7 protein-coding genes and 1 tRNA gene are annotated in these 6,863 nt (G+C 49.4%); 1 reads left to right on the top strand and 7 read right to left on the bottom strand.

Features of this window, described 5'->3' with window-relative positions; translation table 11 throughout:
• Positions 1-63: 63 nt before the first annotated feature.
• The 3 genes from KJB29_RS12360 to KJB29_RS12350 form a co-directional block, all read right to left on the bottom strand.
• Positions 64-561, bottom strand: a complete 498-nt coding sequence (locus KJB29_RS12360; protein ID WP_215734822.1) for an efflux RND transporter permease subunit — start codon at positions 559-561, stop codon at positions 64-66.
• Positions 558-1,646 (bottom strand): efflux RND transporter periplasmic adaptor subunit, encoded by a 1,089-nt coding sequence (locus KJB29_RS12355; protein WP_215734821.1) that lies wholly within the window; start codon positions 1,644-1,646, stop codon positions 558-560. The genes KJB29_RS12360 and KJB29_RS12355 overlap by 4 nt, the downstream gene beginning before the upstream one ends.
• A 62-nt stretch (positions 1,647-1,708) precedes the next feature.
• Positions 1,709-2,338, bottom strand: a complete 630-nt coding sequence (locus KJB29_RS12350) for an NAD(P)H-dependent oxidoreductase (RefSeq protein ID WP_215734820.1) — start codon at positions 2,336-2,338, stop codon at positions 1,709-1,711.
• 230 nt (positions 2,339-2,568) lie between these two features.
• Between KJB29_RS12350 and KJB29_RS12345 the strand changes: the two genes are divergently transcribed.
• Positions 2,569-4,107 carry a sigma 54-interacting transcriptional regulator gene (locus tag KJB29_RS12345; protein ID WP_215734819.1) on the top strand — a complete coding sequence of 513 codons (1,539 nt, stop codon included), beginning with the start codon at positions 2,569-2,571 and terminating at the stop codon, positions 4,105-4,107.
• Between the two features lie 225 nt (positions 4,108-4,332).
• Here KJB29_RS12345 and KJB29_RS12340 read toward each other — a convergent pair whose 3' ends face one another.
• The 4 genes from KJB29_RS12340 to KJB29_RS12325 form a co-directional block, all read right to left on the bottom strand.
• A complete protein-coding gene (locus tag KJB29_RS12340) occupies positions 4,333-4,521 on the bottom strand; it encodes a hypothetical protein (protein WP_215734818.1) in 189 nt (62 codons plus the stop codon).
• 35 nt (positions 4,522-4,556) lie between these two features.
• Positions 4,557-5,282: an enoyl-CoA hydratase/isomerase family protein gene (locus KJB29_RS12335; RefSeq protein ID WP_215734817.1), complete on the bottom strand. Its 726-nt coding sequence runs from the start codon at positions 5,280-5,282 to the stop codon at positions 4,557-4,559.
• 133 nt (positions 5,283-5,415) lie between these two features.
• A tRNA-Gly gene (locus KJB29_RS12330) sits at positions 5,416-5,490 on the bottom strand.
• Between the two features lie 18 nt (positions 5,491-5,508).
• Complete coding sequence (locus tag KJB29_RS12325) at positions 5,509-6,804, bottom strand: tRNA nucleotidyltransferase/poly(A) polymerase-related protein (RefSeq protein ID WP_004514513.1); 1,296 nt, start codon at positions 6,802-6,804, stop codon at positions 5,509-5,511.
• Between the last annotated feature and the right edge of the window lie 59 nt (positions 6,805-6,863).

Raw genomic sequence — 6,863 nt, 5'->3', positions numbered from 1 at the left:
AGCTCAATTATCAAGGAACATCAAATAGTTATAGCCGACAAAATCAAGTTACTGAACTTGCTGTCACGGTGTCAGGTTGAGGGCATAATCGTCGTATTTTTCCGACGTAAGGGTTACAGTCACAACCGGCACATCATCCACATCAACGCTACGGATGACCGGCATGCTAGCTTCAGGAGGCAAAAGATTGCGGCGGCCCATGACGCTGTCGTGAAGCCTAACTAGCGATTTTTCCTTATCTTGTCCAACCTTGAACTGAACCATCAAACCACAACCAGAGTTAACTGCGGTGGCATACACATGGTCTACGCCTGTTATCTGTTTAATGTCTGTTTCTAGCGGACGAACTAACAGTTTCTCAACTTCTTCGGCTGAGGCTCCGGGAAGAGCAACCTGGACTTCTGCCGCCGGGACAATAATCTGTGGATTTTCTTCTCTTGGGGTTAACGCAACGGCGAGTAAACCTATCAGGATGCTTGAAAGCACAAATAAAGCTGTCATCTTGGAGGTTACGAAATACTCTGCGAGCCTGCCGGCAACATTCTGTTTTTTGGAAGTCATTTGACCTCCTTGACAACTGAAACCTGATCGCCATCATGAATAGCCGTATCAGGGGCCATGATCAGTTGCTCTCCTGCCTGTAAACCTGCTGTCACCTCAACCCGATCAGCCCATTCCCGGCCGGTACGTATCCAGCGAAAACGTGCAAAATTTTCTTTTCCAACAACAAAGACGCCCAGCAAACCACCTCGCTCTACTACAGCCTGCCGTGGCACTGTCGGTAAGTCGGTTTTTCCGATATTAAATACAGCCTTGCCATAAAGACCGGGAATAAGGCCTTTAGTATCTGGAAGTGCAATCTTAAGCTGGAAACTGCGGCTGGCAGGATCAGCAGATGAGACGATACGGCTGACTACCCCTTTAAGAGGGGCTGTTATCCCTTCTACCTGAACCTCTACGGGTGTGCCTGGAGTAGTTAGACCTGGAATCCGCTTGCCAGCATCAACTGATGTCTCAAACATAAGGTTTTGCCCAGATTCCACCGTCAGAATAGGCACTCCTGGCAATGCAAGGTCTCCAACGAGTTTGGAACGAGTTACGACAGTTCCATCGATCGGACAAACAATTTCCGTATAAGTACGTTGAGAACGCGCTATTTCATAGGCTGCCTTGGCTTGATTTAACGTTTCACGCGAGGCGTCATTCTTCAATGTGATCTTACGCAATTCATTTTCAGAGACCGAACCGCGTTCATAAAGATTCTGAAATCGTGTCATGTCAGTGTCTGCATCCCGATAGGCAGCCTCTGCAGCCTTGAGTCCTGCGGCTGTCTGGCGAATACCACCGTCGACATCTGCTGAATCTAGGCGTACCAGAACTTGTCCGCGTTTGACGCGGTCTCCTTCATGAACTCCTATCCAACGGATATAACCGCTTAGCCTTGAAGTGATGTCAACTCGGTGGTCGGCCACTACAGAGCCAGCTGACGAGTATTCAGCCGGGGAACCAGAAGAAACTGCTATGGTCGTTACAGATTTTGAGACAGGGGCGTTAACCTTCTTTGCGGAATGCTCGTTTTTGCAGGCTGTTAAGACAGTAAGCATTACAGTTAATGCGGCAAAAGCTAAGATGAACCTGTTTTTCACTGTTGTTCTCCATTACGGCAAGAATCGCCGTGCTTTGAAATTTTTGAGTCCCCAAATTAAATTCAGAAACCGTTGGCTATTTCCAATATGCTGCGCCGAGCCACTGCATATTCTTTCTTAGCCCCATGCTCTGGATCATCTCCTTTTATACACACCGATTCCTGATCCTTCACTCCAAGAAAATTGAGCACAGAACGCAGATATACGACGCTTTGATCCAACTCTTGCCCAAAGACAACAGGTGGACATGCGTGAATATGCAGTGATTTTTTACTCAATGCGGAAAGCAACCCCTCAACTCCGTACGGCGACAAACGGTAGGTACGATTGGGGACACAAATCGCATCGATATACATTTTGAATTCAGCAGGGAACCAAAGGTTGAGGCTATGGGTGACAAAAACATACTTGTCGCATCTACTAAACTGATCTGCCAATCGCCATATTCGGCTCATCTTATTCCGCTCTTCATTTGAAACAGGGACGTAATCCTCACCGCGCTCAATTCGCTCCAAGCAGTTAAGTACATCAAAGTCAACGCGTTGAATACTGTCGCGATAAAGATCAAGTATTTGCACCTCGTCGTGTGCGTTCATACGGAGATATTCCTCCAGAAATTCATTACCAAGCATTAAGACGCACGATTGCTCCTGTGGTCGGACATCGCACGTGACATACAGCAGGGTGGCCATTGTGTGCTCCTAATGTAGCTTTAGATACTACTATTGATCATCACATAGCGATAAGCGTGCCACCTTATTAATTCAAGCAATAACAGTTAGTTACCACTTTACCACGATGTAAATAGTTATATTTAACGATTTACATCGTGGTATTTTAAAAGCACAGTGACAGTAGTGGTATATTGTGATAATGTTAAAATGAGAATGTTTAAAAAGGGTTAAAGAGGAAAGGTGATGCCATGGATAGCAGAGATGAATTCATCAGAGAGATAACCTTGAGAATCTGCAGCAGTTTGGAGATCAAAGAATCATTACGTAATACATTCGAATATTTGAGCGTACATATTCCGCTTGATGTACTGGCACTCTTCATTATCGACGAACGGCTTGGAGCTATGCGCCGTATCGCTCACGCCCACGGAGTCGATGCAGTTCCCCTTGACGAAATTATCCCGCTACCGAAAGGAATGCCGGAGAAAATTGCCGCAAAGAACTTCTCAACGCCGTTTGTCATTGACACGGAAGATGATGAAATATTCCGTACCCTAGCACCGCTAGCAAAGTTCAAAGGCAACACGGACATGGTCGTTCCTTTGCGCATAAATGACGAATTGCTTGGGGGACTAATCTTACGGGCAGCAGGAGAAGGGAGGTATAACGACGAGCAAACCCAATTACTCGGCTTCATCGCCAAACCTTTTACGATAGCCCTTGCTAACGCCCTTGCTCACGAGGAAGTACTTCGATACCAGGCTACTTTGCTGGATGATAAGCGTTTTCTGAGCAGAGAGCTCTACAGACACTCTGAAGACGAGATTATTGGCGGGAAAACAGGATTACGCAACGTAATGGAGATGGTACACCAAGTCGCACCACTAAACAACACGGTACTCATCCTAGGTGAAACAGGGACTGGCAAGGAGTTGATTGCCAACGCAATCCACTTCTCTTCTCAGCGGAAGGACGGGCCTTTTATTAAAGTTAATTGCGGAGCGCTGCCGGAAAATCTGATCGACAGTGAGCTATTCGGCCACGAAAAGGGCGCCTTTACCGGAGCGCTGGCTGAAAACAGAGGGCGATTTGAACGAGCAAATGGAGGGACAATCTTCTTGGATGAAATTGGGGAACTTCCGCCAATGGCACAAGTGCGTCTTCTGCGTGTACTGCAATTCCGAGAAATAGAGCGGATAGGGGGTAATAAAGCTATCAAGGTTGATACACGAGTAATTGCGGCGACCCACCGCAATCTGCAGAACATGATTGCTGGTGGAAGTTTCCGTGAAGACTTGTGGTTTCGACTAAACACATTTCCAATCATTGTGCCGCCAGTGCGACAGCGAAAGGAAGATATTCCCGCTCTCACACGATATTTTGTGGAAGCAAAGAGCCGGGAACTAGGGATGCCTTTACCACCATCCATAGCTCCTGGAGCACTATTGCGTCTTATAAATTACAATTGGCCGGGGAATGTGCGTGAGTTGGAAAATCTTGTAGAAAGAGAATTGATTCGATACAGGGGAGGCACGCTCAACTTTGATACATTTTTTTCAAACGGAGATGTACCGCATGCGAATAAAAAAAATATAACATTCCCACCGCTCAGCCTCAACGAAGCTATAGCTTCTCATATAAGCTCCGTTTTAAAGATTACCAACGGAAAGATTCATGGTCCTGGAGGTGCTGCTGAATTGCTTAAAGTTAATCCAAACACTTTAAGGTGGCGAGTTAACAAGCTAGGTATCAGCTATAAACGAGAGAAAAGCGGAAAATCTTTGTGAGTTGTCCAAGCTGCTGCATCCGCTACCTGTTCCATAAAAATGAAAGCAGAGTCATTCTTGTCCAACCGGACCTATGTCTGTGCATCAGCCGTGGCAGGTCGCTGTCCAACGCCTTGAGCGGCTCCATCATATTATCCTCATACTCACCCCTGTGGGCCTAGAACCATGCTCTGTCATTGTTGGCAGCCAGCCAGACTATTGGGCCAGTATCCATAACCGTTCCCTTCAACCCCCGAATTTCTTCAGGATGACCTCTCGAAAGGCCCGGTCGTGCTCAAGAGCGAAAGACTCCTCAAAGCTGCCGCTATCAGCTACGAAGGTGCGCTTCAAATAACGCAACCCACCGGCACGCGACTCTAGGATAGCTGCTGCCAATTTGCCTGATTCTTCAGGTAATTGCTCCACCTCATACACCGCACTGACCAACCCTCCTCATCGCCTCTGCGGAGTCAATCCTTCGTCCAGTCAGACATAGATCGCGTGCATACCCATCTCGCACGATCCGGCGCAAGGGAGTGTAGAGCGGCGGAGCACCAAATTTGATCTCGGGATGACCAAAAGAGGCTGATATGGGCGGCAATCCGGATATCGCAAAAACAAGCCAAATCAAAGCCTCCCCCCATTGCTGGTCCGTTTATCGCTGCGATGGTCGGCTTGGAGAAGTTCCACAGGTCAAGGTGATATCGGGAAGAAGATGCCAGCAGCTCGGCATGACGATCTACCTGCTTGAATTCATCCAGGTCAAACCCTGACGAAAAAGTGTTTCCGGCCCTGGTGACAATCACGCAACCCACGTTATCGTCTTCGTTCCAGGTTGTCAGACAGACAGAGATCTCCTGCCGCATCAGGATGGAGATTGCGTTGCATCGCTCGGGACGATTCAGAATAATAGTTCCTAATCCGCTGTCAGCAGTCGTCGCCATTATGGTTTGATATTCCATTCCACACCCCTCACCATATTGTTTGCTGCGACCTGAAACCATCATCACTATCAGGCTGTTTATTCGTATTTTTTTCGAAAAACGGATGCAAAAACGGAAACAATGGAGACTGACCGACGAATTGTGAGGTTTATCCTGTAACTTTTCCAGCCCATACTTCAGGATATTCCAGCAGGATAAAAAATGATTCCAACCGTCGTAATCCGTACAGGAGCGACTTTCTATGGAATCCAAGTTTCAAAAGAATTCTGGATGACTCACACCATTTCAGGGTATTTTTTTCGCCAAACGGAAACAAAAACGGAAACATAACCCTCTAAGCTAACAAAAAAGGACTTAACCGTGGCGGCTAAGTCCTTGATTTTCTTGGAGCGGGAAACGGGATTCGAACCCGCGACCTTCAGCTTGGGAAGCTGACACTCTACCACTGAGTTATTCCCGCTTGATTGAGTACAACTTTTTAGCCCATGGGCTCGTTGGTTGTCAACAGTTTTTTCCTGAGGAAGACGCTTGCTTCAGCGCCAGTTCTCACTTGGCCGGTGCACTGGGCCTCCCGGAGAAGCTCATGGGCGTCCCCAACCATCTTGCAGGGAGGAACGGAAAGCAACTCCATGATTTCAGCTCCAGAGAGGAGAAGGTTCCCTCCCCGGGGGATATGGCAGTGCAGGTAGTAACGGGCAAGTTCGCGACAGCGCGATTCGGTGATGTGTCCTCGGGCAAGAAGCAGCAACGGCAGTTCGAGCCCTGCGGGATCGCATGCGTTGAAAAGCGTGTACGCGGAGACCGTGTCCAACCGCTCTGCAAGGGCAAGAGTATCGGCACGACACAGCTTCTCCACGAGTTGCCCTGCCGTCTTTCCAAGCTTAAGCCGATCTGCCGCCGCAGGGAGATCCGCTTCTGTTACAGTAAGAAAAGCAGCCAGCTTCGTGAGGGACAGAACCGTCATACCTCCCTGGATTTGCTCCTGAAGCCGTAAGCATCCCTTTTCCGCAGTTTCGTCGCCCAGCTGTGAAAGGGATTGCACAACAGCTTCGACCCTGTCCATGGCCTCCGCTGCCGGATAAACCTGCGAGGGAGAGAGTCCGAAGAGCACACAGAGAAGTCCCGCATCACCCATAGTTCGGAAAACAGACCCGGTTCCGGGCATGCACAGAACCTGGAAAAGTTCGTCTCGAATCCGCTCCCCAGCGCTGTTTGCAATAAGAGGTGCATGGGTCGTAATTGCCGCGAGAGTTTCAGTCTCGATGCGAAAGCCGAGGGTGGCGGCAAAACGGAATGCGCGTACAAGGCGCAGGGGGTCATCACGAAAAACCGATTCGGCGCAACGCCTTACCAGTTGAGCACGGATATCGGTTTCGCCTTTTAAGGGATCGAAAAGCTCCACCCCACCCTGGAGAGGCACGGCAAGAGAGTTGATGGTGAAGTCGCGAAGGGCGAGATCAGCACAGATATCCTCACCTCTCAGGGGAGCAAAGTCGAAAGTGTCGATCCCGGCCCCTCCCTTGATGACGACGCGGGAATGCCCCCGCTCCTGGTCGAGCCAGAAGAAGGTGCCGCCACACTCTTTGGCAAAGCGGCGGGAAAGAGCCTCAGGCCCGCCGCCGACGGCAATATCCACGTCGTTCACCCCGCGCCCCATCAGCAGGTCGCGCAGGCATCCTCCAACAACATAGCATTGTAGATCAAGGCTTGCTGACGCCTGCCGCAGCGTTCTCAGAAACGGATTTTGCAGGAAAGATGCGATGGAAGCGTCCATGGCATGAGATTACCACCCCGCGGAGACGAGGCAAGAAAAAAGCCCGCACAGGGCGGGCT

It is taken from the genome of Geobacter grbiciae (assembly GCF_018531165.1).
Lineage (GTDB): Bacteria > Desulfobacterota > Desulfuromonadia > Geobacterales > Geobacteraceae > Geobacter > Geobacter metallireducens.
This window is presented reverse-complemented; position numbering and strand designations above follow the sequence as displayed.

Coding starts and splice junctions, on each gene's coding strand:
- KJB29_RS12325 (WP_004514513.1), bottom strand. CDS start 6,804: ATGGACGCTTCCATCGCATCTTTCCTGCAAAATCCGTTTCTGAGAACG.
- KJB29_RS12345 (WP_215734819.1), top strand. CDS start 2,569: ATGGATAGCAGAGATGAATTCATCAGAGAGATAACCTTGAGAATCTGC.
- KJB29_RS12360 (WP_215734822.1), bottom strand. CDS start 561: ATGACTTCCAAAAAACAGAATGTTGCCGGCAGGCTCGCAGAGTATTTC.
- KJB29_RS12350 (WP_215734820.1), bottom strand. CDS start 2,338: ATGGCCACCCTGCTGTATGTCACGTGCGATGTCCGACCACAGGAGCAA.